Genomic DNA, 25,414 nt, shown 5'->3' on the forward strand with positions numbered 1-25,414 from the left:
ACCGTCGGTGATGAGTATACAACATGATGCATCAAATGTGATGGGTGTGAGGCAGCTTCTGCCTCATCACCTATTTACTGCGGATTTGCCCCAGTTTCATTTTCACCCGCTCAGGCATTTCTTCCAGATTATCCTCACGTAAACCCATTACGACGTTATATCCCATCAGTAACCAAGGGTCGCCGAGACGTGGCAACGGAGCCAGTTTCATAGGAATAGTGAGTGTCAGGCTGGCATCGTAATCACACCCCAGGTACACGCGTAGTAGTGTAAACACATCCTCGCGCAGTTGGCCGCCGGGTAACCAGCTTTTGGCTTCCACCGGATCTTCTGTAAACATCTCCACGCCAATGCAGTAGTTGGCATCGGATGACATGCTGCCAAGTACCAGATGATCCCCCAGCCGTTGTTGTTCTGAAAAAGAGAACCTTGCCCGTTTTCCGGCGGGCATCCGCGTGACCTTATGCGGTTTAACAATGACGCGAGTGTTGGGAGCCTGCGTGCGGATCACGCTGACTATGCCTTCCGCTGTGCGGGTGGTTCTGACCAGCGGTTGAAGTAACGCCAGTAACCGCGAGGCGGGCACGTCGCCGCTGTCGGTGATACCGGTCAGGGCCATCAGGCTGCGCGACGTTTTGTCGGTACCGCCGTCTTCAAAGGTGGCGGGATAATTGTACTTTCGCCAGATGCGGTAGAACTGCGTCATCATCCGGTGGTTGAAGATGTCTAAAAAGGCTTCCATCGCTTCATGGCCTTCGCGCCGCTGGGTGATGTCATCGATATAACTGGTCGGGAGCGGCGAATCCACGCCGTACAGCCCCATAAAGGTGGTGCGCACCGTCGGCGGCGCGTCCGGGCGTTCTGCATTCGTCTCCACCGCTTTTAGCTCGCTGACCGGGAATCCCATCCCCGGATGCGGACGAAAACGCACCGCGTCGTTTTTCGGCGAGAAGGTGCTGCCGATCGGTTTGTTATCCGAGAGTTGTTTCTCCAGCAACTGGCAGAAACGGTAGAAGTTAAACGCATATGCCCGGTCGTTGCCTTCACTGTCTTGCCAGAATTCTTTCAGGCGCTTTTCGTTATCTTTCATCATCAGAATAAAATCCGGGTTAAGCGTCGTTCCGGCCATGCCCATTGCGTCCCGGACTGACTGAGCGTCACCGTCAGCTGTGTGAACCGGCGGATATCGGCGTACTGGGTGTAGAACTGCTCCAGAATTTCGCAAAACAGCAATGCATCGCCCTGACCACAGAACTGATGTTCATCCAATGTCACGCGGATGGCCACGCCGTGCCAGCCTTCGGCGGGGTAGTGAGACGGCTTATATTCAACGTGCGTAATGCCCGCAATACGCCGCGCGTTGTCCGGGTCATGCGTCCAGTCCAGCAGGCTGAGCGCGTGACGCAGCGTGTCGATTTCCATCAGACCGGCGATAGCCTGCGGATGCAGCAGTGACAGTATTTGCCATTGATAAAGCTCAGTTGTCGGTGGGTAATACGGCATGGAGGGGCGTGTGCGGGTCGCGCACTTCAGCTCAAGATTACCCAGGGCCGTTTCACCGTCAAAGACGCTCTCCTGCAACGCCATGCGCGGCCAGGCGCCGTTGGTGCAGGTCATGTTCAGCCGCATTTTCAGGCCGTTCTGCTCTTCGTGAGTGCGGCCTCCGAGCATTAAAATGGTCTCGTTCAGCCCGGAAGTCCCCCGGTACATGCGGGTGTGGTAATAACGGTCGGGCCAGTTTTTCTTATACTGGAGCATGCCGCCTTTCTGACGAAACTGGCTGTAGGGCACATAGCTGAACTCAGTGTTGTCCTCGGTCACTTCCGCGACGTCATTGACTGCATAGATTTCGGTGTGGCCGTCGCTGAGGCGATGCGGACGCAGGCGGTAATCACTGACCGCGGCGGTCACGGACAGCGGCTGGGCCAGCAGGCGGAACAGGTTGATCACCGGCACGCAATGCATGCGGATGGCATCCGTCGGTACGGCCAGATCGTACGGCCAGCGTTCGCTGAGCGTCACCTCGATATCAAACGAGGTGGTGTCAGGCGGAAAGGTCAGGTTTTCCAGCCCGCGCAGCTGCATAAAGAAATAACGTTCGGGGGAAGTGAAATACTCCAGCCACGGGCGCACCTCGCCGCACAGTGCCGGGCTGTCGCTCTCCGGCCAAAGCGAGGCGTCGTTTTCTGCCTGCCAGCGCGGCAAAAATTGCACGTCCACCGGCGTCAGCTCGGTCGATTCCTGCCAGAAGCGCACGTTCACCCGCTTCACCTGACGGCTGAGGGCCAGATACAGCGCCGACTGCAGCACGCGGTCGCCGTTGAGATACAGGCTGATGTTCTGCCAGTCGGCGCGGCGGATTTCCGTAAGGGCGGGCAGGGTAAAGCGTAGTTTCAGCGCCTGCTGGCCTTCCTGCAGGGTGAATAACGAGACGCTATCGAGGGCAAAAGGATGAACCGTCAGGTCGCGGGTCGTGCGGTAGATACAACGCTGACGGGCGTTACCCGACGGCCGGGTTAACAGATCACTCTCAGCGGGCAATACCTCTTCGCGCACATGCAGCTCCGGCGGCGCCGGGGTCAGTTCGACAATCGCGGTGGAGGGCAGGGTGCGGTTGATCACCGGCAGCAGGTGCGAGAGCAGCGGCTCGGTCAGCTCGGGAATATCGTCATCTATCTTCTGACGCAGTTTCGCCATCATCAGAGAAAAGCCCTGAAACAGCCGTTCGACCGAATCATCGCGCGGTACCGGACTGCCGTCTAATCCCAGTGCGCGCCCCAGTTCCGGGAATTCTTTCGCAAACTCCAGTCCGGCTTCCTTCAGGTAGCGCATTTCGCCGTCAAAATATTTTAAGAAATCGTCTTCCATTACTGATTTTTCCTGAGCTGCAGCCGGTTGTCATTGAGCTCAACGATCCGGTCTTTACTGTCATCGAGGTCATTACGTTCGAGAACCAGCCGCCAGGTGTTGTTTGTGACATCCGGTGCCATAAAGAGGGCCACCACGGCGACAAACTTTGCGTCGGCATGCAGCGGCACGGCCACCGTCGCCTCTGCGTCCGGCATTACCTGGACAACCTGCCGGTCGAGCAGGTCAGCGGCCAGCACGGTGTTGTCCTGTTTGAGCAGGGCGGCGTAGCTGGCCGTATCAAAGGTTTTACGATCTTTGAGCTGATAAACGCGCACCACCGTCGGCAGCGCCTCGCCACCTTCGTTACTGTTGAGCGCGGCGCGGGAGGTCAGTTTCAGATGCAGAGTATCTATTTTACGGTAGAACACGGCCTCTGCGACCGCAGAGGCGCCGTTGCCCACGCGCTGCGTCAGGCCGCAGCTGCTTATCAGTAAAGGCAGTAAAAACAGCGCGGTGCCGCGTCTTATTCGCTGGAAATTATTGGACGTCATGGCGCGTTGCGTCCTCCGCATTGTCCGTAGCCATGCCCGGAGAGGTAAATATTTGGGCCGGCAGCTTAAAGCGGCGCAGGGTAAGCAGCTCCAGCGGGCCGCCGCCGCTTTGGGTGCGTAACACCACGTTCAGCGTCTCTCTGGTGGCGGTTTGCCAGCTCAGGCGATAGCGGCTGCTGTCGAGCTGTTCGACCTGTGCCTTATCGAGTAAACGCAGCCAGGCCCAGCCGCCGTCCGCCTGAAAATAGTTCTGGAAGGCGTCGGCGCTTTTTCCTGATGCCGCGACCGGTGAGTACGTCAGGGATACCTGCGGATGATCGCTGGCGGCGTCTGGCCAGCGGAACGTCTGCCAGCCCGGCATCTGGTTAAAGTACTTCATGATGGCGTCATCTATCTGCAGATCGGTTTCGACCACGTTGCGGGTCGGGCGGATCTGCAGCTCAAAGGTCACGCCGGGTTTACCCTGAGGGAAGACGCGGCGGCCGAGCTGGCTTAGCTGGTTAACCGCGCTGAGGAAGTCCGGGTTGATACTCATTCCCTGGGTGTTGAGCGGGTCAGGTACCCAGCTGTCACCCTGCTTTTCCAGCACGCCGGCCAGCTGCTGGGTAATAAACTGGTCAATCAGACCGGTATCCGGCGTCAGGTAGTGAGCCAGCTGGGTGAAGTCGGCGTCGTTTTTGGTGTTATCGAACGGGTAACGTCCGGCAAATTCCGCCTGCCACGGATTCTGCACCTGAACCTGCCATGCACTGTTGATCCCGTGCTGCGCCGGAGTCATCACGCCGTTCCACGCCTGTTCCAGCGGCTGAATAAACGCGGCATCGGCAAAGCTGCTCCACTCTCCGCCAAGGCTGGCCGCCAGAAGCTGTGCGTAGTGGCGCCCCTGCGACAGCGTGGTGTCAACATTGCTGAAGGCAGATTTGACCAGGCTTTGTGCCATCGCCTGCGGGTCGGAGGCATTGGCCACCTGCATCAGCTGTAATCGCGTTTGTGACACCTGCAGCAGGTAGTTGCTGAGGGAAACGCCGGCGGTATTCTGTGCGGCAGGCGCGTCGCCAGCCGTTGGTGTTTCCGGCGGTAACACGGCCAGCAGCGGGGCGAAGGTCTCGCTCAGCACGCGAGTCGGGTCATTGCGCCCGCCGGCAAATCCGGCTTCCGGCGTGGTTTTCGACACCAGTTTTTGCGCCGATTTCAGCAGGGAATCCCCCATCGCTTCACGGTGCTGACCGGCGGCGCCCTGATAGCGTAGGGTGCGGCTCAGGGCCAGCAGCGGTGACTGACGGGCATCGGCCAGCTGGGTCAGCTGATCGAGGGAGGTGCTCAGCGAGTCGCTGGTGTTCCAGCGGATGCTGTTGAGGAAATTGAGCCAGGCGCTGGTGTAATCGGCAAAGTAGCGTTCGGTCAGGCGGAACTGCAGCTGGTCTTTGGTCAGCAGCTGCTGTTCGCCTTTATCATCCAGCACCCAGTCAGAGGTGACGTGGCGTGCCGCCGCCGCTTTATCAATCGCGTCGCTGACTTCCCCCTCCCAGGCTTCACGGGTGAACATGCCGGGCAGGGTGTTATCGGTGGAGAACAGCTGACCGCCGGCAGACTCTCCAAGCAGGCTGTCGAGCGTGACGTCGGCATAGTGCGGCGACACGCTCAGCAACACCTGCTGATACAGCGCGTTTTCGCTGTTACTGATACCTTTCTGGCTGCGCAGGATGGTACGTACGTTGGCCACCAGTTGGTCATCGGCAGGCAACTTCCACTGCGGATGGCGCGGCAGCTGCTGCAGGTAAAAGCCGAGCAGCTTGTCCGAACGGGCCAGCCATTCTCCGGGCGCCACGCCGCCCGGCGCCGTCCACAGAGGAGACAGCACCGGCTGCATAAAGGCCGGGTCGGCGTGTTCAGGATGCAGCAGCATCAGGTAGGCTTTTAGTTGCTGATAGGCCACTTTCCCGGCCAGACGTCGTTCGGCAGAGCCCGGCGGCAGTGACACAAACGCCTGCAGCCGGTCTTTCAGCGCGTTAACCATAGGCGTTATCAGCAGCGTCTGACTTTGACGGGTATAGGCGGGCCACAGTGCTTCAATCACCGCATCGCGCTGATCAAGGCCAAAGCGGTGCAGCCACGGCGAACCGTTTTGTTGCCACCACAGCAGGCGGTCAATGTTGTCCTGCAGGGCGACGCTGCGGGTCAGCGTGTCGGACATCGGGGCCGGCGTGCGGGTCGCCTGCAGCAGCGCCTGGCTGTCGGCGATAAGCGTGCGGTTGGCACAGGCAGATATTCCCATGCCGAGCACCCACAGCCCCGCCAGCATCAGCGTGCCGATGGCCAGCTTGTCACCGGTGGACAGATGGTCGCGGCGACCCTGCTGCGTCCGGCTTTGCGCGATAACGCCGTTCCAGGCGGGGGATAAATAGCAGGCGTGGGAGTGTTGCTGAACAGAAGCCGATTCAGGGGCAGCAGGCATAAAGAAGATGCCGCCGGCCAGCACGCGCTGATGCTCACCGAGCCACGGCTGAAAACGCTGCCTGAGCAACGCGCCGGTGTGGTGTTTCAGATCCCCTGACAGCTGCAGCAGCCAGGCCCAGTGTTTGTTCTCGTTCAGCTGCGCAATGCCCTGTGGAATGAGCGTGGCGGCAAGCTGACTGAGCTGGTCATCAAGTGAGACCGGCGTGCCAGCCGGCCAGTGACAGCCGATACTCTGCACCGGGCGGTCGTCCTGTTCCCACTGCGGTTCACTCAGGCACACGGCAAACACCGGCGGACGCCAGCTGAGGGTGCGCCCGAGCGCGATAAACTGCCGATAGACGGCGTCGCTGTTGTCCGCCGGTAGCGTCTGATTAGGCACCGGCTGCGTAGTCCACAGGTATTGTGGTTCAGCCGTCACATCGGTGACCCACAGCACGGCGTTAAAGACGCGGCGCCCGCGCATGTTGCGCAGCTGCGTCACGGCGGCTAAATCCAGCGCATCGGCCTCACCACACCAGATAAGGACGGCATTCTGGCTTTCCTGCCAGAACGCCTGCGTCAGGCCGGGGGCGATTTTCTCCACCACCGCCGCCTCACCGGTGACCAAAAGCCACGGCTGTTTGTGCTTCCAGTGCCAGCCATAGCGGTGACGCAGGGTGAAACGCAGGGTATCAAACGCCGTGATGCGCGCGTCGTCCTGTGCCTCGGGCGGGCGGTTAAAATCGAGCAATTCCAGGGCGAAGGCGTAGCGGGCCAGCAGAAAATAGCTCAGCAGGATGACGCCGGTTGCCCACCAGGCCACGCCGTGGGTGAGGGTTTCCCCGTCCGCGTTCAGCCACAAGAGGCTCAGTGCCAGGGCGAGCATCACCACCAGCATCAGGTGAAGGCTTTTAGTCATGACGTTGTTGTTCCAGCAGGTGCCATTCCACATCGAGCCGCTTACGCCATAAGCGCAGTGCCAGAGGGACAGAGAAACTGAGTAAGGCCGCGACCACCACCAGTCCGCCGCCCAGCCAGGGCAGCATGCCCATCTGCGTATCACGGTCGGCGGGGAGTAATATCAGGGCCAGCATCACAGCCACAATTCCCGACAGATAGGCCAGCGGATAGCGTGAAATCGTATCGACAGGCATGTCCACGGGAGCAGCAGGCTGGGTGCTGAGCTGAACCAGGCTGATGGACTCCCCGGACTGTGCGGCGACCAGCTGGCCGCGCTGGCCTAAATCGCATCCCTGCGCCGCGAGGCACAGGGCAAGCCAGAAGGAGGCCGGACTCGCAGGGCCTAACAACAGGGACAGATCGTGACGCCCCTGGGCCGGCAGCATCACGTCGTGTTCATCCAGTAAGGCCAGCAGGGCGCCGCGCTCGCGGCTGTGCAGCCCGGCATCCCACAAATGGCTCAGACGTTTGGCCTCGGTTTGACCGGCGGCAAGAAATCGCGGGAAGTCCGCATCGAGGTCGTGCGACTGTGTCACCAGCGGGCGGAACAGGTATACCGGGCGGAAAGGCGGGGCTTTTATCACCGGCCCGGAAGACCTCTGGAAGAGCAGGGCGGAGCTGCTGGCACTGGCCTGGCTTTTGCCGTCAAGCAAATGCAGGGCAATCAGCAGACGCGGGATGGAAATGTCTTCATCACACCAGGTATGCAGTAATGTGGCGTCAGGAACCTTATCCTGCAGGTGGATATTCTCAGGATTAATTCGCTTGTTAAGCTGTTGATTCCAGTAATGCTCTAGGGCCGGGACCGCCTGCTTTTCGTCGACATTACCATAAAGCCATATCTCCACGGCGGGCAGAGCACGTAAGGCGCTGTGCATTGGCGTCAGCGTTTGGATGATGACACTTTTGAGTGGTGATTCACCAATCAAGACCGGGACGGTCAGCATAATATCTTCGGGCTTAGACGGCGCCTGCGGCGGCATACCCTCCAGGCCGAGGGTGCGACTGGCCACGTCGGATTCAGGCGTCAGGCAGTGGAATGCCACCAGTCGCAGAGACCTCCGTCCCCAGTGCTGCCAGTGGGCATGCTTGCGGTCAATAAACAGATGTCGCCATTCAGTCTGACGACTTGCCTGCAATGCAGCACTGAGCACAAAGGCCATCACCGCAGTGGAGGCCAATAACGGCAGCAGCAACAGCCAGAACCAAAATTGCAGATTGGTAAATCCACGCTGAACCGGCCAGGTGAAAAACAACGCGATAGCAGCGAGTGTGACACATGCTGACGGTATCGCCAGCCACCACCACCAGGCAGGAAATTTGGGCAGGTTTTTGCGGTCCATATCCGGGAGGCTCCAGTTCATCATAGCGCTCCGGCATTAGGCAGAGTTGTTTTGAGAATGCAACCACACTGCGCAACACAACCGTCAACAATCACAGCTTTGCCGTTCATTTTCCAGGTCGGATGCCCCTGATTTACCGGTACAGTGCCATGCTGAGAGCAGCTGACGGTATCACCGGCTAACATAACCGGTTTACCCTCAAAGATGGCACCTGACGCTGAGCTGACTTTGCCGCCGTGGGTATGGGGATCGCCTAAGCGAATGACTCCGCGCATAAAGGACTCCTTTCCTATTTTATAAAACCGGAATAACAACCAAGAATAAAATCCATATGCTTGATACAGAGTTAATTTTAAACCCTGCAATTATTCGTTGTTTTAGCGTTTGCTCGATGAGGATGATAAACAACAGGCTAATAACAACATTCACAATAGATAAAATAACAAGCGTAAACACAAACACTGAGACAACACCCAGAGCGCCCCCATTATCGCCTTCCCCAACTAAATGTATCGTGAGTAACAGAATGACGATCCAGGGGTAAGCAGAGGCGATAAGAACAAACCAACGTTTCAAATTAGCTCCCAAACGGAACTGAAACGTGTCTTTATTGAAATTCATTATTTACCCTGTTCCGAAGCAGGTAATCCTAAATCGGGGTTACAGCGCATCTTATCCCAACCGTTGTAGTTTTTAACTTCAGGAATTTTGTTGGTAATCCCTTGGAAGTTTGTTTGATAAGCAGATGTTTGCCATGGTTTTGGCATTTGTACTGAAGCCCAGGAAAGATAATTTTTACCCCAATAACTGTTGTTTCCTGTCCCATTATCTTGAGTATTAAGATGATGTTTTGTACCTTCATAAACATAATCAATACCACTTCCTCCAGGCTGAAGTCTCTGGTCATCATGAATAGACCCTAGTTTCCTAGACTGTTCCGTGCCTCATGAACCAGGCACTTTCATAAACTGCAGGGGCTTGATCCTCACAGGCACTGTGGCGGCGTTTAGCATTATAAAACATCTCGACATAATCGAAGATATCCGCCTTCGCTTCTTCCCTATTTTTATAGATCCGTTTCTTTATGCGTTCCCGTTTTAGCAACTGGAAAAAGCTTTCTGCCACTGCGTTGTCATGGCAATTACCCCGACGACTCATGCTGCTTTTTAAATTGTGAGCTGTCATAAAATGCTGACATCTTTCGCTCGTATATTGAGAGCCCTGATCTGAATGGATTAATACTTCTGCCGTTGGTTTACGTCGCCATACCGCCATCAATAATGCATCCATTACTAACTCAGCGGTCATTCGTGCGCCCATGCTCCAGCCGATAACCCGGCGTGAGAAGAGATCAAGAACAACAGCCAGATACAGCCAACCCTCATGCGTCCTTATATAAGTCATGTCACTCACCCAATGCGTATTTGGGGTTGGGACAACGAACTGGCGTTCAAGGTAATTTGGACTGGCAAAAGAAGGCTTTCCGCCACCGTAATAGAGTCGTTTTCGGTATCCAGTCTGAGATGCTAGTTCAGCGAGCCTCATCAGGCGCGCGATCCTGTTACGTCCGACGCATTCACCCAGATCTTTCATATCGAGCCAGATTTTTCGATAGCCGTAAACCGTACCGCTTTCAAGCCACAGTTGTTTAATCAAGCCTGTTTGCCGTTCATCTTGCCGGGTACGCAAAGATTTAGGCCGCTTTAGCCACTGGTAATAACCGCTGTGATGGAGGCCAAGAACCAGGCATAACCTGCGTACAGCATAAAAGGACGACATTTTTTTAATGAAGGCGTACTTCAGCCTGACGTTCTTGCAAAGTACGCGGCGGCCTTTTTTAAGATATCCCGCTCTTCAGTTACTCGCTTAAGTTCTTGCCTGAGGCGCTTTACTTCATGCTGAAGTGCATCGTCCTGCTTACGCTGCGGCTCGGGCTTCTGGTAGCGCTTAACCCAGGCGTAAAGACTATTAGTGGATACACCAAGTCGAGAGGAGACCTCAGATACAGGGTACCCCTGCTCAGTGATCTGTTTTACGGCTTCAATTTTGAATTCTTCAGTGAACGTTTTGACTGACATAAACACTCCTTCATTAGGCCTCCATTATGAGGCAAAAAAGTGTCTACGAAACCCGGGTCTATTCAAATCCTAAATCAGGGTTACAGCGCATTTTGTCCCAGCCTGTGTAATTTTTGATGGCTGGAACCTTTGTAGGTAAATTTTGGAAGTTCTTTCTGTCAGCAAATGTTGAACGGTAGTTCTGAATTGCGTCCAGTGAAAGGTAGTCTTTCCCCCACTTACCTCCATGCGTATTGGGTTCATCAAATGGTTTGGAGCTCATATAAATATCGCCCCATTTTGTCAGCATAAAACCCTGATCATTGATGACAGTAAAAGAAACAATATCATCGTAAGTTGGAGAGTCAGCCTCGCCTGCGACTAAATCAATTCCATTTCTTCCCTTTCTTGCAGGAATACGTTTTCCGTAAGGGTCCGCACCTGCACCGGGAGAAAAACGCGCGCCTTCCCATGACTGGCCGTAATCTTTCGATATGGTGAGACTTCCGCTTTCGCCGTAAACAGGTATCACTATGTACCGTTCAGAAGGGTGTATGAATGTCTTGGTATATACCCGATAGTTATCAGAGTTCTCATAAATTTGGGTATGAATATTTCTTTTCGTATCCGTATAAGTAAGTCCCCCTTCACAGTTAAAACCGGTGAGTTCGAGAAAGCGGTTATCGTCAAAACGGTAAACCACTTGTGTTGGAGGCGGCTGTTGAGCGGCTTGGCATGCACTAAGTGCCGTGAAGGCTGAAAGTATGATCACCCGTCTCATTTTCCCTGCTCCGATGCAGGTAATCCTAAATCGGGGTTACAGCGCATCTTATCCCACCCATTGTAGTTTTTAACTTCAGGTAATTTGTTGGGAATCCCCTGGAAGTTTGTTTGATAAGCAAATGTTTTCCATGGTTTCGGCATTTGTACTGAAGCCCAGGACATATAATCTTTACCCCAATAACTGTTGTTTCCTGTCCCGTTATCTTGAGCATTAAGATGATGTTTTCTACCTTCATAAACATAATTGATGCCACTTCCTCCAGGCTGAAGTCTCTGGTCATCAAATGGTTTGGAGCTCATATAAATATCGCCCCATTTGTTGAGGATAAAGCCTTGGTCGTTGACAACCGTTAAGGATAAAATATCGTCATAAAGGGGAGAGTTACCTTCTCCTGCAACATACGTGACACCAGACTTGTCTGTGCGCGAAGGAATGCGTTTACCGTATGGATCAGCACCTCCTCCCGGAGAGTAGCGAGCTGCTTCCCATGTCTTCCCAAAATCCTTCGACACAGTGAAAGTGCTCTGGTCTTCATACTCAGGAATAACAATGTAACGCTCTGAAGGATGGATAAAAGTCTTTGTATAGACACGATAACGATCGGAGTTTTCATAAATTACGGAATGAATATTTTTTTTCGTATCCGTATAAGTAAGTCCGCCCTCACAGTTAAAGCCGTTGAGTTCGAGAAAGCGGTGATCGTCAAAACGGTAAACCACTTGCGTTGGCGGAGTTGAGAGAGCTGAAGCCTGTCCAAATGCACAGATGCCATATAAAATCGTTAGTGTCGGAACAAAATGTATAACTTTCATGATACATTCCTTATACCAATGGCTTTGGCATACTCCACTGGAGTTCAGTCAAAGATTCGTAGTCGTTTGGATTCAGATTGGGTTGTCCGTAGGGCACTTTAAACGGCTCTTTTATAGTCTTTGACGGCGCATAATCATTCACGACCCCGAAACTACCTTGGGGAATACCATTTTCATGGTCTGGTTTATTCATCAATTTTTTAAAGGGGGCGGGTAATTCACCATTCAGGTAATAACGCCTCACATCAGCATCTGGGTTAGCCTTTTGACGCCAGTCAGCACGCAACAACAAGTCTTCCCAAATATCCTTGTGATCAAATGCCTGACATTCTCCAATAGCGAGGTCATAAGCCATTGCTTTTTCTGGGACTTCTTTACTAGTCACAATGGATGAGTGTTGGCTGATTTGAATATTGTTATTGGCGTTGTTTACAGCTTCTTTCAGCTCAGCATCGTTCATCCGTCGGGTGATAGCGACCTGAGTGGCCATCATTTGCCTAGAAGGTGAAATTGCAACCGCCCGTATGGCATCAACCTGATAAATCGCACTCAATGCCGCCAGTTCCGCGCCGGTGAAATTATGTTGATCACTCATGAAGCCAAAACCATCTGGGATAGGTCGTGTTTCATGTATAAATTGCTCATCAGCCAGTGCAGTTGTTGATATATCAGGATCATTACCGCTGAGGGTTGTGCGATAAGGGGCTGCAGGAATATTCAGGTTCTTTTTATGCTCTTCGGGGTTATCTTGCCCGCCCAGTTTGAACTGGAATGTAGCGGGTAAAATAGGTGCATCAACGGTGATGTCTTTGAAATTGTAGCTGGCATTCTTAGCACCCATTTGCCCTGAATCACTCAGGGCTTCAGAAAACTCAAATCGTTCCCCTGTGTTATGTCCGACGTAAACATCTTTGCAAAACACACGCTGATTGAAGTTGGCACCCAGTTTTGCACGCAGTGGATCCGCTATGCCGCTCCAGCCAAAGCCCTGGACCTGTTTCATGGAAACAATGGTGTCATTAGGGCAGAAGTAGTTGTAAACCTTACCAAAATTGTTTCGGCTATAACGGGCATCGCTCCATGGGGCTTTATTTGACAAACAGAGTGTATCTTTCAGTTTTTGCAGATCATCACCAGAATACTGCCCGTTTGGAGAATATTTCGGGTTAGTTGCCATTAGTTTGCAAAAATTTGTCAACGTCTTTTCACGTCCGGCCGTCGTTTGCTGATTGCCAGGACTCCAGCTTTCAATCAGTCGGAAATCTGTAGAATAAGGCGAGTGGTTTAAAATAACGCAGTCAGCAGGATTGCTTCCTTTCTCCTTTACCCACATATTTGCTAGCATCGTGATGATAGTTCCCTGACTGTGGGCGACGACATTTATCGTATCGTTCTCGGTTACTGGGTTTGTCCTTATTGCTAAAATCAAATCCGCAAGTCTGCGGGCGGCGAAAGCCTGATAGATACGATGTGGGTTGTCATAGATTGGGTGGCTCCAGTCACCACTGTTAAATAGGTGGGTTCTTGAAACAAAGCCAGCAGCTGTCATCGTCCAACCTGTACCTCCTGGGCCGAACATATCAGGTATGTTTGTCGTTGCATTAGCAAAAGTGCCACCGCCCTTAGATTTGGCTGGATCGAGCCAGTTAGCGTAATTGTCAATTTTAGCTTTGTTATGGGCTTTAATTTTCAGTGCATTATTTTCAACGAACGAGTCAAAAGCTAAATCCGCTTCATTTTTTTTCTCGCGCAGTTCTGCCTTGTATCGTTTTTGGTCTGCTTCCCAAACATCCTTTTCAACCGGCCGATATCCCCAGTAAAACGGGATAATCGGCGAACGATTTGCCTGCCCGACACAGGTCTGATTATCAACAGAGCACTCTTGCGTGAAAACATTGCCGTCAGCATCTGAAATCTGAAACTTTTGATTTTTCCAACTGTGGGGAAATAAGTCCGTACGCCCTAGACGGGTATTCAGACCTTTGCAAATGCCTTCATCCTGATTTTGGTAGGCTTCCCCGACATCGTTGACGCCATGTACCAGAATAACAATGCAGGGTAATGGGCGTTTTATCAGACAGTTGTGTTTGACCATCTCGCCTGCAGTGACCGGACGGCAAACATCTCCAACAGATAAAAATCCATCATTACGTAAACTATCGTTTTGTGAGTTACTCATATTCATAGTCCCTTAATTAGCTCAATCGCCGCATTTTCCAGTTCGTTCATATGAAGTAAGGACGATTCGCCGTTGGCATCCGTAGCCCCTTCGGTTATGGATCCATCCTGGCGGTGGATGCGGAATTTCTGATTTTTAAGCACCTGAGTCGGGTCATCTTCAGCATGGAGCCGATACTGAATGGCGTACTTGCCCTCTTCAAATGACGGCATCGCCTGCTTCACGCTATCCCCACCCTGATACTCCAGTACCGGCGATTTTTGGGTAATACGGGTAGGAGCAAGCTCTTCGATCGTTCCATCCTTAATGCGGATCCCAGCCCCGCCACACATCAGCAGCAGCTCTTTTTTGGCGTTCAGCACAATGCGACCGTTGGTACTGGTGATCTGCATGTCTTCAAAAGAGGTCAGCTCCATCTGGTCTTTTTGCGCCTGTAGCTGCACCTTTCCTGCAGCGGCGATGAGCTTGATGCCTAACTTGTTCGCAAATACGGAGAACAGTTCCCCGGCGGCTACCGAGAAACGACGGAATACGCTGAAACTGGCATCCTGGCCTGCGGTGGCCACCAGATTCTTCCCTGCAGTTTGTTGGATCGTTTTCGGCGTGGTGTGCGCAATACCGGCATCGCCGTAAACGACGACGCCGGGTTGAGCGAGTTTGGTGAGGTCTGTCTTGAGCAGCTCCTGATCGGTGGTTTCTGCCGGAGACGCCTGAGCGATATCGGCGGTACTCTTCAGGGTTTTGGCCAGAGCCAGGGCTTTTTCAAGCTGGGCAATGGCGGCATCCATATCCAGCTGCTGCCCCTGAGCACTGTTCTTCGGCTCGGTAGAAAGCAGCACGCCTTTCCCGCCGCGAACCGCAACATAGGCATCGGTTCGCAATTCTGCGCCTTCACCTCGTTGCTTTCTGGCACTGTCCACCAGGTGTCCCAGACTGAGCTGGCTCTTACCTGAATGTACCGTGCTGATTTTTATATGTTCTTTGCCGCGTTGATCCTCAAGTCGAATCTTATTTCCAGAAGGAGTGCGGATGACGTTCCGCTTATAATTCGGCAACGCCACATGATCCGGGTGCGTTGAATCATGCAGCGCACAGGCGATATAAGGCCGGTCAACGTCGCCGTTCTCGAAAGCAATCGCCACGCCGGTGGAATCCAGCAGCGGCATATGGAAGCCGTAGGTATCGCCGGAATAGGGTTTCGCCAGGCGCAGCCAGCAGCTCTCAGAGCCTTTCTGCCATTCGGTGCGGTCGAAACCAAACTGTGCGCGGTACAAACCGTCGGCGTTGATATGGGCGTAAGGCTCATCCGGATGCGCGCTGGAGATGCGGGCAGGCAGCGTGCCGGTGACGGTCGGCCACGGCAGCAAGGCAGGGCGATACGGATGTTGGCTATTACGCGGAACCGCGGTGAAGGTGACGAAATACGCCGTATCGCGGGCGACGTTGGTAGAGTTCGTGGAAACTATCAGCAGGCCGTCCGGCGCTTCAGGCCAGTCTTTGCCGGGCGTGGTGATGACCATCCCCGGACGCAGCGTCATGCAGTTGGACTTGCCCTCATAGGTGATTTGCTCACTGAGGTAGCGCTCCTGACGGCGCTTCGCGTACCACATGCCCTGTCCGGGCTCGCTGCTGTATTCCTTGCCCGGCTCGGGATAGTACTCACCCCAGCGGTAATCTTCGGCAACCAGCGCCGGATAGTCCGGATTGGTTTCCGTCGTGCAGGTCATATCGCTCTGCGCTGCGGGGTAATAGTCGTCGTTAACCGTCACAGATTTCGGGATAGATTTACGGCTGACCGACATCTCCCACACCGATTCCAGGCCGCCGTCGAACATGCCCGCCGGATTACGGAACGGGATGGCAACGGATTCAGGCCAGGCGTAGGAATGGTCGGCCAGCACCATGACGTCGCAGTTGTTCTCTTCGTCATATTCGAAGAAGTACGAGATGCCGCTGTCGGCCAGGCGGCGCGCAAGGTGGGCGTATTCGCTTTCGCCGAACTGCATCATGAATTTTTTCAGCGGATACTGATCATTGAGCGCAAACCGAAAATCCAGCCGGTCCATGTTGTAACGCAGGAAGGTGTTTTCGGTCATGCTGATGACGCTGTCGTTCTGGTAAATCGCGTTATTGCTGCCCTGATTTAACCGGGTGATGCGGTGTTCAAGCGTGACGGTGTAGCGGGTTTCATCAGCAGAGGTCCCGCACTGGCGGAACTGCGTAATAACGCCGGGGATAATACGCGGCTTAACTGATTCCCACGGCTTGCCGTCGGGGTACATCAGGAACAGCGCGGAATAGTTGATGATGTGCTGAGCGGGAATGTCTTTCACCGCGCTGGTGAACTCAATTTCATAGCGCAGAATATCGCTGATGGCCTCGCTGCCGCTGAACTTAAGCACCGAAATATCGACGCCGGGCTGCTGAGATTCCAGCCGTTTAAATCTTAACTGGTAATGGTTGTGGATCGGTAATTGAGTGCCTGCAAGAATGTAATCCTGAATGCTCATTGTTTTAAGTCCCTTTTGAACAACTCATGTTGAACCCGGCATAGACAAAAATCCTTGTCCCCTGCGAATGATATGCTTCATTAAGTGAAATTTATAGAAAGAAAAGTCGGAAAATCACAAACGGCAAAGATTAATTTGTTGTGGTGTTTTCACTGATTGAGAGGGGATATAAATGGAGATGTGTGCGTAATAAAAACTTTATAAATAGGAAGGCGCGTCCCTGCGCCGCTAAAAACGGATTAGCTGCCCGACACCTCTGGTGCGGGTTCGTCCTGTAAGTTCTTTTTAAAATGTTTCTCTATCTGCTCCAGCGTTTTGCCCTGCGTTTCCGGGGCGAAAATGATCGCAAATATCCCGCCTGCGACGCCGATGGCGGCAAAGCAGAAGAAGGACATCGTCAGGCCGATGTATTCCAGCATGATCGGGAACATAAAAGCGATGGAGAAGTTGGTCATTTGCATGGCAAATACCGAAACTCCGTTAGCCATTCCGCGGATGCGCATCGGGAACATTTCTGACAGCAACAGCCAGGTCACCGGCGAAAGCGCGCCCTGCTGGAAACACAGGAACACCAGCATGCCGCCCAGCACCAGATAACTGCGCAGGGTATCCGGATGACCATTTACCGTTTCCGGCATCAGCCAGGTGATAAGGCCGATCGCCAGCAGGGTGCAGGTACAACCAATCTGACCGGTCAGCAGCAGCGGACGGCGCCCAAAACGGCTGAGCAGCATGATACCGACAAACGTCATGATCACCGAGATTACGCCGTTGGCGATGGTGGCGAGCAGCGAGGCGTTGGTGCTCAGCCCTGTGGCCTGCAACATGGTCGGCGCGTAGAACATGATGGTGTTCACGCCGGAAAGTTGTTGCAACATGGCGATACCAACCCCCAGAAATACCAGGCGCTTCATCCACACAGAAATGGTTTTCTGGCGGCGGGAATGCTTCTCGCTTTTGGAACTCATGGAGCTGCGGATTTCGCTCAGTTCTTTCTCCACTTTGCCCGCTTTACGGGTGCGTTCCAGCACGTCACGCGCTTCGCGATAGCGGCCATGCATGGCGTACCAGCGCGGTGTATCCGGCAGGAACAGCATCCCGACCCACAAAATAACCGCCGGGACGCAGGCGACACCCAGCATCCAGCGCCAGGTGGTTTCTCCGCCCCAGACTTCGTTAATCGCCGCATTACTAGTGTAGGCGATCAGCTGCCCGGAGACGATCATCAGTTCCTGCAAGGTCACAAACTGCCACCGGCGGTTCGAAGGTACGATTTCTGCGATATAAATCGGCACTATCGCCGCCGCACCGCCCACCGCCAGGCCCAGAATAAAGCGGAAGGTAATCATCAACACCACGTTCGGCGCCATGGCGCAACCCAGAGAGCCGAGCATGAAAATCAACGCCATCGCGAGGATGATTTTCTTACGCCCAAACCGGTCAGCAACCCGCCCGGCACACACAGCTCCCACCGCCGAACCGAGGATCAGGAAACTGGTGACCATCCCGGTCGTTAACGATGTCAGATGCAGATCGTGCTTCATGAACAACAATGCACCGGCGATGACGCCGGTATCGTAGCCAAACAGTAATCCCCCTAATGTGGCAATAAAGGCAATCACTTTCACCAGTGGTTCAGTGGGTTGCGAGGCTTTCGCCGCCTCATTCCCGCTGCCGCTGTTTATTTTCTCAATCACAGACGCTCCCTAATCAATACTTTTATTATGGTTATTGTGTGACTTAGATCACACGCTATAAATCTAACTCAAAATCAGAATTTTGCAGGAAACCGGTGAAATGAATAAAAACGGGGAGTCGCTGGCGGTTTTTTGGCGATCAAAAATGTCACCTTTTTGTGATGAAACATTCGTCAAAATTATGCGTTCAAATTAAAGAATCACCCTCGAAAATGTTCATCAGCAGGAAAAGATAATGGAGCCAATATTCTTACTCAAAAGTGAGTATCAGTGTGCGTTAGCTTGACATCCCACAAGGATGAATTTGCGTTAAGTGTGGGATGATCTTTTCCTTTTTGAGCCAATGTTATGAAAAATAAAGATAGTTGTGACGTAGTGTCAAACGTTTCCCGGCGCGACTTCGTCAAGATCAGCAGCATGGTGGCTGCGCTTCCTCTGGTCGGATTCAAATTCAGCCACGCAGCCGGTCAGGCTGCGGTTACTCCTTCTGAGTTATCCTCTCCGGCGGTCAACGTCGTCCCGACGTGCAGCACCTTCGACTGCGGCGGGAAGTGCGATATCCGCGCGCACGTGCAGGACGGTGCGGTCATTCAGATCACCACGCGGCCTGATGCCGAGCTGGACCCGGCCATGCCGGTAATGCGCGCCTGCGTCCGTGGCCGGAGTTATCGCAAATTCGTCTACCATCCTGATCGCTTAAAGTATCCGATGAAGCGAGTGGGCAAACGCGGCGAAGGCAAATTTGAGCGGATCAGCTGGGACGAGGCGACAACGCTTATCGCCGACAATCTGCAACGTATTACTGAAAAATACGGGCCGTCATCACGCTACGTCCATGTCGGGACCGCGGTCAGCGGCGGTACCTTCTCCGGCGACACCATGGCCCGCCGCTTGCTGAATCTGACCGGCGGTCATCTCGGTTATTACCATTCTGTCAGTATGGGCAACACCGGCGCTGCGACGCCTTATACCTATGGCACGGCGGCGAGCGGTAACACGCTGGATACGCTGGCCGATACGCCGCTGGTGATCCTGTGGGGGCACAACCCGGCAGAAACCGTTTTCGGGCACACCAATCATTATTTTCAGCAGATGAAGCAGAAGGGCACGCGTTTTATCGTGGTCGATCCGCGCTATTCAGACACCGCCTCTTCGCTTGCGGATGAATGGATCCCGCTGCGCCCTTCTACCGATAACGCGCTGATGGACGCGATGATGTACGTCATCATCAGCGAAAATCTGCATGATAAAGCCTTCATTGAGCGCTACACGCTGGGCTTTGACGAAAGCACAATGCCTGAAGATGTGCCGGCCAACGAATCACTGGTGTCCTATCTGAACGGGGGAAAAGACGGCGTCGTGAAAACCCCGGAATGGGCCGAAGTGATCACCCACGTTCCGGCGCAGACCATTCGCCAGCTGGCGCGGGATTACGCAACCACCAAACCGGCGGCGCTGATCCAGGGCTGGGGGCCGCAACGGCATAACTGCGGCGAACGCACCGCGCGCGGCTCCACGCTGCTGGCCACAATTACCGGCAATGTTGGGATCAAGGGCGGCTGGGCGGGCGGTTACGGCGGCATCGGCAACCGTAAGTTCACCACAGGGCCGGACATGCCCGACAATCCGGTAAAACAGAAAATCTCGGTGATGAACTGGGTGCAGGCAGCGGATGACGCAAGCCTTGTCACGCCCCAGGACGGGCTGACCGGCGGCGAAAAGCTCGACAGCAATATCCGCATACTTTTCTCGCTGGCGGGGAATTATCTGGCTAACCAGAACCCGGACATCCATCAGGCTGTGAAGGTACTGGAGGATGAATCCAAAATTGAATTTATTGTTGCCAGCGATCTGTACCTGACGCCAAGTGCTAAATATGTCGATCTGCTGCTGCCGGAAACCAGCTTTATGGAACGCTGGAATATCGGCGAAACCTGGGGCACCGGCAATTACCTGATGCTGTCTGAAAAACTGATTGAGCCGCCATTTGAAAGCCGGTCGGATTATGACTGGTTGCGCGAGGTGGCCGCGAAACTAGGGGTTGAAAAGGAATTCAGTCAGGGGCGTAACGAGAAGGAGTGGATTGCGCATATCTGGGAAAACACCCGTCTGGCGATGCCACAGGAGGCACTGCCGACCTTTGAACAATTGCAGGTGACCCGCCGCCATCTGTTCAAAAGCGCGCCGTATGTGGCGTTTGAAGACAATATCCGCGATCCGAAAAATCATCCTTTCCAGACACCTTCCGGAAAAATCGAGATCTTCTCCCGCAGGCTTTATGACATGCATCATCCGGAAATCCCGGCGCTGTCGCACTATGTGCCCGCCCACGAAGGGCCGGAGGATGTGCTGGCGGCGCGATTCCCGTTGCAGCTGATCACATGGAAAGGCAAAAACCGTGCGAACTCGACGCAATATGCCAACCCGTGGTTACAGGAAGTGCAGACGCAAAAACTGTGGATCAATCCCGCGGATGCCCGACGTCGCGGTATTGCGCAGGGCGACAGTGTGCGGATCCACAACGACCGCGGCGTGACGCAAATTCCGGCGGAAGTGACCCAGCGGATCATGCCCGGCGTGGTGGCGATGCAGGCCGGTGCCTGGTGGCAGCCGGATGCCAGCGGTGTCGATCACGGCGGTTGCGCCAACGTACTCAGTTCGGCGCGCATTACCGCACTGGCGAAAGGGAATTCCCATCAAACCATGCTTGTGGAGGTTGTTAAGGCATGAGTCAGTTTATTGATTATCCACCGGTCAGTGACCGTCAGCTCGGTTTCTTTATTGATTCCTCCCGTTGCTCCGGCTGCAAAGCCTGTCAGGTTGCCTGCAAAGATAAAAACAATCTTGACGTCGGCAGGCGCTTTCGCCGTGTTTATGAAGTGAAAGGCGGCGGTTTTATCCCCACAGGGCAGGGCGGAGTGACGAATAACGTGTACGCCTACACGCTGTCTATTTCCTGTAATCACTGCAAAGACCCGGTTTGCACTAAAAACTGTCCGACGATGGCCATGCACAAACGCCCCGGCGACGGCATTGTGCGGGTGAATACCGACAAATGCGTGGGCTGCGGATATTGCGCATGGTCGTGCCCTTACGGCGCGCCGCAGCTCAATGAGCAGACCGGGCAGATGTCGAAATGCGATTTCTGCGTCGATCTTCAGGCCGCCGGGCAACAACCGGTGTGCGTCGCAACCTGTCCGCTGGGGGCGATCAAGTTCGGCCCGATCGATGAATTACGGGCGAAATACGGCAGTCTTTGTGATGTGCAGGGGCTGCCAGATTCCGCACTGACTCACCCCAGTCTGGTCATCAAACCGCACCAGGGTGCAGAAAAAGGGAGTCTCTAATCATGCAGGAATGGCCACTGATCGTCTTTACGTTGCTGATCCAACTTTCCGTTGGCAGCACCGTTTTCACCACATTCACACTGGTATATGCCGCTGACCGTCTGCACGTGCAGGAAAAATGGCGCGTCGCCGCACCGGCTATGTTGCTGGCTTTCATCGCCGGTGTACTGGGCCTTGTCGCGTCAACCGCGCATCTGGGCTATCCGCTCAATGCGTTTCACGCGCTGAGCCACATCGGCAGTTCCTGGCTGAGCAGGGAAATTGTCTTCAGCAGCCTTTATCTCGGGGTGCTGGGGCTGACAACGCTGATTGCGCTGGTGTCAAAACGCGTGGTGACATCGTTTTTGTTGCTCGCTTCGCTGTTGGGCCTGATTGATCTCTTTTGCATGAGCGCGATTTACGTGCATGCGTCTGTCGCGACCTGGATGCACATCAATACGTACGTGATGTTTTATGGGAGCGCGCTGAGTCTGGGCGCGATCACCGCGCTGTGGCGGATTTCGCGCTGCCCCTGGCTGCCGTGGCAACGGGCGCGGAGGATCGCGGTGTTCTGGGGTGGCATACTGATCGCGGTTACACTGGCGCGCCTGCTGGAACAACCGGTGTATCTGGCGTATCTGAACGGGGTGAGCCGTGATGCGGTGACCTTCCCGCACCAGCCGCTGGTTGCCTTCGCGCAGTCCGGCACGTTGCGCCTGGTGGCGTGGGTGATACTGACCGCGGGCACGGTCATCACGGCGCGCAGCCTGCAAACCCACCGCATTGGCCGGTTGCAGCTGCTGACGGGTGGCGCGGCGGTGTTGCTGGCAGAAATCATGCTGCGTTTTAACTTCTTCAGCATTCACTGATGAGTGTGTTTTTGCCTGATGCCCGGCCGCACCAAATCAGCGCCGGGCGGGCCTGCGTGCGCAATACGGTGAAAAACAGCCGCTGCGTGGCCTGCGCCGACGTCTGCCCGACCGGTGCGGTTACGCTGAACGCAGAAGGCACGATGGCAATCAATCCGCAGGCCTGTATCGGCTGCGGGTATTGTCTTTTCAACTGCCCGACCGGTTCGCCGGAGGGCATTGCTCCGGCTTCACGGCATTATCGTGGTGACCGGCTGGTGATGCCGCTGAGTGCCGTCGCGCCATGCCCTGAAGAACTGCTGATCTGGCACAGTGAATTTGGCATCCGTTTTGTTGAGATGGACGCGAACAGCGCGGCTGGCTGGTTTCAGGCCGTCGCCGCACTGAACGTTCGTCTCAGACACATGCAGGAACCGCTGTGGAATATTGTTCCGCCATCCCCGCAAACGCTGAACGGCGCACGTCGCCGCTGGCTGCATCTTAAAAATGAAGGCGTTTCAGCGGGCAGCGTCCCCGTCGGGCGCAGATTCCGACGCGCCCGTTTCACACCATTCAGCGAGTTTCGCCCTGTTATCGCCACAGAACGCTGCTCGCTGTGCGGTGCCTGCAGCCGGGTGTGCGCTGAACAAGCCATCCGGCTGGATGCGCAGGCGTTGACGCTGGACCCGGTAAAATGCACCGGCTGCGGCAACTGCGAGGCAGTGTGTTTCGACGGTGCGTTATCCGTGCAGGAAAGCAGCGAAGGGGCGTCAGAGGTTTACCCGCTTGAACACGCCGAATGCCGGGTGTGCCATCGCCAGTTTCCCGCCTGGACTGCGCAGGAAAAGGCATGCCCGGTTTGCCGTCGTCATGCTTTTGGAATGCGTGAGGCGTGAAATGAAAATCCCGCCGGAACTGGGTTACACTTCAGGGATCACATTTGGTTCACTTTTTAGGCTTTTGGCTGAAAACGAGCCTGTTTTCACTTCAGAGAAGTCTGTTTAGCGGGCGATGGAGCGTCAGGTTTTGCCTGAAACGGCGCAAACCTATATTCTATCGGCCAATTTACTGAGACAGTTGCAATGAGGTCTATATGATTATCAAACCACGCATCCGTGGCTTTATCTGTGTTACTGCCCATCCGGAAGGTTGCAAGGCGAACGTTAAAGAACAAATCGACTACGTTACCGCTCAGGGCAAAATTGCCGGCGGTCCGAAAAAAGTCCTGGTGATCGGCGCTTCTACCGGTTACGGCCTCGCTGCCCGCATCTCTGCTGCTTTCGGTTCTGACGCTGCCACGCTTGGCATCTTCTTCGAACGTGCAGGTGATGAATCCAAAACCGCGACCGCAGGCTGGTACAACTCCGCCGCCTTCGAAGAATTTGCGGATGCAAAAGGTCTGTATGCGAAAAGCATCAACGGCGACGCGTTCTCTGATGAAGTGAAGCAAAAGACCATTGAGCTGATCAAACAAGATCTCGGTCAGGTTGATCTGGTGGTTTACAGCCTGGCTGCGCCGCGCCGTACTCATCCGAAAACCGGTGAAGTGTTCAACTCCACTCTGAAACCAATCGGGAAGCAAGTTACCATTCGCGGTATCAATACCGACAAAGAAACCATCAACGAAACCACGCTGGAACCGGCAACGCCTGAAGAAATCGCAGGCACCGTGGCCGTTATGGGCGGTGAAGACTGGCAGATGTGGATCGACGACCTGAAAGCCGCCGGTGTGCTGGCTGACGGCGCGAAAACCACTGCCTTCACCTATCTGGGTGAAGAAGTGACGCAGGACATCTACTGGAACGGTTCTATCGGTGAAGCGAAGAAGGATCTGGACAAACGTGTTCTGGATATCCGCAGCACACTGGCGGAGCAGGGCGGCGACGCGCGTGTTTCCGTACTGAAAGCCGTGGTGACTCAGGCGAGTTCTGCTATTCCTGTGATGCCGCTGTACCTTTCCTTGCTGTTCAAAGTGATGAAAGAGAAGGGCACTCACGAAGGTTGTATCGAGCAGGTTTACGGTCTGTACAAAGACAGCCTGTACGGCGCTGAGCCGCTGGTGGATAACGAAGGCCGTCTGCGCGCTGACCTGAAAGAGATCGCGCCAGAAGTACAGGACGAAGTGGGCAAACTGTGGAATGAGGTCACCAATGACAACATCCCGGAACTGACCGATTTCGTCGGCTACAAAAGCGAATTCATGCGTCTGTTCGGCTTCGGCCTGAACGGCGTGGATTACGCTGCAGACACCAATCCTGACGTGAAAATCAAACATCTGATCCAGATGTAATTTGGTTTTACGCTAAGCGATGCTGAAAGCCCATTCCCGCTGCAAAGTGGGGGTGGGTTTTTTATGGCAGCATAAAAAAGGGCGCATCCTGCGCCTTTCCTTCATTTCTTACACATTTCCCGACAAGCCGTGCAGCCATTCTCAAACATCAGTCATAAGCCAGTTTATGATTAATGTTGTAAACAGTGGCGGTAGCCGCCATGACGTGTTGCTGATCTTTACCCGGTTTGTGCGATTCCACATTGGTAATGTGATAGCCGACGGCACCCGCCGCTAACGCTTTTTTAACAAACGCGTTGTTGAGTTCTTCCATGGACGTTGCCCACGACACCGTTGTCACCCCTACAGCCTGCAGTGAGGAAATTTCACGATGCGATAATCCTGAGCGGATTAAGACAGGTTTGACATCCTTGGGAAAGAATATAGACAAGACATCATTTACTAAGCCTTTCATGATTTTATTCCTCATTAGTTCATCTTCAGGTTCGGGCGTATAGCCGTGCTACTCATTCATTTCGTGACTTGCGGGAATAAGAATTCGAGCGGGCACAACCCTAAGAAACACCTTTTCATGTAACGACGTTTAGCTTTAATTGCTAATTAGTTGTTAAGAAAACTTCCGTCACAATTAACGCGATGTCTAAAGAGGATGCTTTCACTTAGTTACAGGTTCGGTACTTTTGACATGAGCACCGCAAAAGGCAATTACGGTGGCCGGAATGATAATAACCAGACAGTTTCCGTTCTCTTGAAACATGGAAAGATTTTTCA

Annotated in this window: 19 protein-coding genes and 1 pseudogene; 5 read left to right on the forward strand and 15 right to left on the reverse strand. The window is 54.2% G+C overall.

Going from position 1 to position 25,414, the window contains the following annotated elements; all coding sequences use genetic code 11:
• Positions 1 to 70: 70 nt before the first annotated feature.
• The 14 genes and pseudogenes from tssG to ACQZQY_RS24230 all read right to left on the reverse strand — a co-directional run bounded on the left by tssG (position 71) and on the right by ACQZQY_RS24230 (position 18,179).
• Complete coding sequence (gene tssG, locus ACQZQY_RS24165) at positions 71 to 1,129, reverse strand: type VI secretion system baseplate subunit TssG (RefSeq protein WP_431297420.1); 1,059 nt, start codon at positions 1,127 to 1,129, stop codon at positions 71 to 73.
• The gene (gene tssF / locus ACQZQY_RS24170; protein ID WP_431297421.1) at positions 1,093 to 2,868 is read right to left on the reverse strand and encodes a type VI secretion system baseplate subunit TssF; all 1,776 of its coding nucleotides are present in this window, start codon (positions 2,866 to 2,868) and stop codon (positions 1,093 to 1,095) included. Before tssF ends, tssG begins: the two co-directional genes overlap by 37 nt.
• Entirely contained in the window at positions 2,868 to 3,401 is a 534-nt protein-coding gene (tssJ, locus tag ACQZQY_RS24175) for a type VI secretion system lipoprotein TssJ (RefSeq protein ID WP_431297422.1), read from the reverse strand. Before tssJ ends, tssF begins: the two co-directional genes overlap by 1 nt.
• On the reverse strand, positions 3,388 to 6,756 hold the full coding sequence (locus tag ACQZQY_RS24180; protein ID WP_431297423.1) for an ImcF-related family protein: 3,369 nt from the start codon (positions 6,754 to 6,756) through the stop codon (positions 3,388 to 3,390). The genes tssJ and ACQZQY_RS24180 overlap by 14 nt, the downstream gene beginning before the upstream one ends.
• On the reverse strand, positions 6,749 to 8,164 hold the full coding sequence (locus tag ACQZQY_RS24185; protein WP_431297424.1) for a hypothetical protein: 1,416 nt from the start codon (positions 8,162 to 8,164) through the stop codon (positions 6,749 to 6,751). The genes ACQZQY_RS24180 and ACQZQY_RS24185 overlap by 8 nt, the downstream gene beginning before the upstream one ends.
• The gene (locus tag ACQZQY_RS24190; RefSeq protein ID WP_431297425.1) at positions 8,161 to 8,415 is read right to left on the reverse strand and encodes a PAAR domain-containing protein; all 255 of its coding nucleotides are present in this window, start codon (positions 8,413 to 8,415) and stop codon (positions 8,161 to 8,163) included. Before ACQZQY_RS24190 ends, ACQZQY_RS24185 begins: the two co-directional genes overlap by 4 nt.
• A 19-nt stretch (positions 8,416 to 8,434) precedes the next feature.
• Positions 8,435 to 8,761 carry a hypothetical protein gene (locus ACQZQY_RS24195; RefSeq protein WP_431297426.1) on the reverse strand — a complete coding sequence of 109 codons (327 nt, stop codon included), beginning with the start codon at positions 8,759 to 8,761 and terminating at the stop codon, positions 8,435 to 8,437.
• Positions 8,761 to 9,048 (reverse strand): annotated as a pseudogene (locus tag ACQZQY_RS24200) (T6SS immunity protein Tli3 family protein); the annotation flags it as partial. The pseudogene ACQZQY_RS24200 and the gene ACQZQY_RS24195, both read right to left, overlap by 1 nt.
• A gap of 19 nt (positions 9,049 to 9,067) precedes the next feature.
• A protein-coding gene (locus ACQZQY_RS24205; RefSeq protein WP_431295601.1) for an IS3 family transposase occupies positions 9,068 to 10,218 on the reverse strand; the annotation gives its coding sequence in 2 pieces (ribosomal slippage) (positions 9,068 to 9,984 and positions 9,984 to 10,218; 1,152 coding nt in all).
• A gap of 58 nt (positions 10,219 to 10,276) precedes the next feature.
• Positions 10,277 to 10,978, reverse strand: coding sequence for a T6SS immunity protein Tli3 family protein (locus ACQZQY_RS24210; RefSeq protein WP_431297427.1), 702 nt, complete (start codon positions 10,976 to 10,978; stop codon positions 10,277 to 10,279).
• The gene (locus tag ACQZQY_RS24215; protein WP_431297428.1) at positions 10,975 to 11,793 is read right to left on the reverse strand and encodes a T6SS immunity protein Tli3 family protein; all 819 of its coding nucleotides are present in this window, start codon (positions 11,791 to 11,793) and stop codon (positions 10,975 to 10,977) included. The genes ACQZQY_RS24210 and ACQZQY_RS24215 overlap by 4 nt, the downstream gene beginning before the upstream one ends.
• Positions 11,794 to 11,803: 10 nt before the next feature.
• Complete coding sequence (locus ACQZQY_RS24220) at positions 11,804 to 13,972, reverse strand: T6SS effector phospholipase Tle3 domain-containing protein (RefSeq protein ID WP_431297429.1); 2,169 nt, start codon at positions 13,970 to 13,972, stop codon at positions 11,804 to 11,806.
• Positions 13,973 to 13,974: 2 nt separating this feature from the next.
• Positions 13,975 to 16,482 (reverse strand): DUF2345 domain-containing protein, encoded by a 2,508-nt coding sequence (locus ACQZQY_RS24225; RefSeq protein ID WP_431297430.1) that lies wholly within the window; start codon positions 16,480 to 16,482, stop codon positions 13,975 to 13,977.
• Between the two features lie 239 nt (positions 16,483 to 16,721).
• A complete protein-coding gene (locus ACQZQY_RS24230) occupies positions 16,722 to 18,179 on the reverse strand; it encodes a sugar porter family MFS transporter (RefSeq protein WP_431297431.1) in 1,458 nt (485 codons plus the stop codon).
• A gap of 348 nt (positions 18,180 to 18,527) precedes the next feature.
• Here ACQZQY_RS24230 and ACQZQY_RS24235 point away from each other — a divergent pair, with 348 nt between their 5' ends.
• The 5 genes from ACQZQY_RS24235 (at position 18,528) to fabV (ending at position 24,643) form a co-directional block, all read left to right on the forward strand.
• A complete protein-coding gene (locus ACQZQY_RS24235) occupies positions 18,528 to 20,909 on the forward strand; it encodes a DMSO/selenate family reductase complex A subunit (RefSeq protein WP_431297432.1) in 2,382 nt (793 codons plus the stop codon).
• The gene (locus ACQZQY_RS24240; RefSeq protein ID WP_431297433.1) at positions 20,906 to 21,526 is read left to right on the forward strand and encodes a DMSO/selenate family reductase complex B subunit; all 621 of its coding nucleotides are present in this window, start codon (positions 20,906 to 20,908) and stop codon (positions 21,524 to 21,526) included. The genes ACQZQY_RS24235 and ACQZQY_RS24240 overlap by 4 nt, the downstream gene beginning before the upstream one ends.
• 2 nt (positions 21,527 to 21,528) lie before the next feature.
• Positions 21,529 to 22,374: a dimethyl sulfoxide reductase anchor subunit family protein gene (locus tag ACQZQY_RS24245; protein ID WP_431297434.1), complete on the forward strand. Its 846-nt coding sequence runs from the start codon at positions 21,529 to 21,531 to the stop codon at positions 22,372 to 22,374.
• Positions 22,374 to 23,249, forward strand: a complete 876-nt coding sequence (locus ACQZQY_RS24250) for a 4Fe-4S binding protein (RefSeq protein ID WP_431297435.1) — start codon at positions 22,374 to 22,376, stop codon at positions 23,247 to 23,249. Before ACQZQY_RS24245 ends, ACQZQY_RS24250 begins: the two co-directional genes overlap by 1 nt.
• A gap of 197 nt (positions 23,250 to 23,446) precedes the next feature.
• Complete coding sequence (fabV, locus tag ACQZQY_RS24255; protein WP_390976075.1) at positions 23,447 to 24,643, forward strand: enoyl-ACP reductase FabV; 1,197 nt, start codon at positions 23,447 to 23,449, stop codon at positions 24,641 to 24,643.
• A 148-nt stretch (positions 24,644 to 24,791) separates the two neighbouring features.
• On the opposite strand, the gene ACQZQY_RS24260 is transcribed toward fabV, so the two are convergent.
• Entirely contained in the window at positions 24,792 to 25,097 is a 306-nt protein-coding gene (locus ACQZQY_RS24260) for a DUF1471 domain-containing protein (protein ID WP_056779759.1), read from the reverse strand.
• Positions 25,098 to 25,414: the final 317 nt, after the last annotated feature.

This window comes from Rahnella sp. PAMC25559, assembly GCF_050632365.1.
Taxonomy (GTDB): Bacteria; Pseudomonadota; Gammaproteobacteria; order Enterobacterales; family Enterobacteriaceae; genus Rahnella; species Rahnella rivi.

What these genes read in the sequence shown, in the direction of transcription:
- tssG (WP_431297420.1), bottom strand. Translation starts at nt 1,129, where the DNA reads ATGGCCGGAACGACGCTTAACCCGGATTTTATTCTGATGATGAAAGAT.
- tssF (WP_431297421.1), bottom strand. Translation starts at nt 2,868, where the DNA reads ATGGAAGACGATTTCTTAAAATATTTTGACGGCGAAATGCGCTACCTG.
- tssJ (WP_431297422.1), bottom strand. Translation starts at nt 3,401, where the DNA reads ATGACGTCCAATAATTTCCAGCGAATAAGACGCGGCACCGCGCTGTTT.
- ACQZQY_RS24180 (WP_431297423.1), bottom strand. Translation starts at nt 6,756, where the DNA reads ATGACTAAAAGCCTTCACCTGATGCTGGTGGTGATGCTCGCCCTGGCA.
- ACQZQY_RS24185 (WP_431297424.1), bottom strand. Translation starts at nt 8,164, where the DNA reads ATGATGAACTGGAGCCTCCCGGATATGGACCGCAAAAACCTGCCCAAA.
- ACQZQY_RS24190 (WP_431297425.1), bottom strand. Translation starts at nt 8,415, where the DNA reads ATGCGCGGAGTCATTCGCTTAGGCGATCCCCATACCCACGGCGGCAAA.
- ACQZQY_RS24195 (WP_431297426.1), bottom strand. Translation starts at nt 8,761, where the DNA reads ATGAATTTCAATAAAGACACGTTTCAGTTCCGTTTGGGAGCTAATTTG.
- ACQZQY_RS24210 (WP_431297427.1), bottom strand. Translation starts at nt 10,978, where the DNA reads ATGAGACGGGTGATCATACTTTCAGCCTTCACGGCACTTAGTGCATGC.
- ACQZQY_RS24215 (WP_431297428.1), bottom strand. Translation starts at nt 11,793, where the DNA reads ATGAAAGTTATACATTTTGTTCCGACACTAACGATTTTATATGGCATC.
- ACQZQY_RS24220 (WP_431297429.1), bottom strand. Translation starts at nt 13,972, where the DNA reads ATGAGTAACTCACAAAACGATAGTTTACGTAATGATGGATTTTTATCT.
- ACQZQY_RS24225 (WP_431297430.1), bottom strand. Translation starts at nt 16,482, where the DNA reads ATGAGCATTCAGGATTACATTCTTGCAGGCACTCAATTACCGATCCAC.
- ACQZQY_RS24235 (WP_431297432.1), top strand. Translation starts at nt 18,528, where the DNA reads ATGAAAAATAAAGATAGTTGTGACGTAGTGTCAAACGTTTCCCGGCGC.
- ACQZQY_RS24240 (WP_431297433.1), top strand. Translation starts at nt 20,906, where the DNA reads ATGAGTCAGTTTATTGATTATCCACCGGTCAGTGACCGTCAGCTCGGT.
- ACQZQY_RS24245 (WP_431297434.1), top strand. Translation starts at nt 21,529, where the DNA reads ATGCAGGAATGGCCACTGATCGTCTTTACGTTGCTGATCCAACTTTCC.
- ACQZQY_RS24250 (WP_431297435.1), top strand. Translation starts at nt 22,374, where the DNA reads ATGAGTGTGTTTTTGCCTGATGCCCGGCCGCACCAAATCAGCGCCGGG.
- fabV (WP_390976075.1), top strand. Translation starts at nt 23,447, where the DNA reads ATGATTATCAAACCACGCATCCGTGGCTTTATCTGTGTTACTGCCCAT.
- ACQZQY_RS24260 (WP_056779759.1), bottom strand. Translation starts at nt 25,097, where the DNA reads ATGAAAGGCTTAGTAAATGATGTCTTGTCTATATTCTTTCCCAAGGAT.